The sequence below is a fragment of the Pseudoalteromonas sp. S327 genome, assembly GCF_005886415.1.
Taxonomy (GTDB): domain Bacteria; phylum Pseudomonadota; class Gammaproteobacteria; order Enterobacterales; family Alteromonadaceae; genus Pseudoalteromonas; species Pseudoalteromonas atlantica.
The window spans coordinates 1-241 of the sequence record NZ_PNDP01000169.1 but is presented as its reverse complement, the minus strand read 5'-3'; the positions used below and the strand labels follow the sequence as shown (position 1 = coordinate 241).

The following is a 241-nucleotide window of genomic DNA, read 5'->3' as shown; positions in this document are numbered from 1 at the left end:
ACCGTAAACCATAGCCTAAAACTCAAAGCTAAGTATGTACAAGACTACCACCAAGTACGGTTTGACATAGATGGATATTATCATTTCCGTTGCCAAGATTCCTTAAGTCGCTCTATTTGGCCCGAAATTAATAAATCGAGCAATCTCAAGCTCAATCATAAGCAACTGGCAATAGATAGCCGTTTAGAGTATTTACGAGAGCCGTTTTTTGATGCCAAAGTTTACAATAAGTTAAGCTTAC

The 241-nt window shown here is 37.8% G+C and carries 1 protein-coding gene; it reads left to right on the top strand.

The genetic code is table 11. The features are described 5' to 3' along the window. On the top strand, positions 1-241 hold a 241-nt coding region (locus CWB60_RS20595; protein ID WP_212746878.1), incomplete at both ends, for a cellulose biosynthesis cyclic di-GMP-binding regulatory protein BcsB.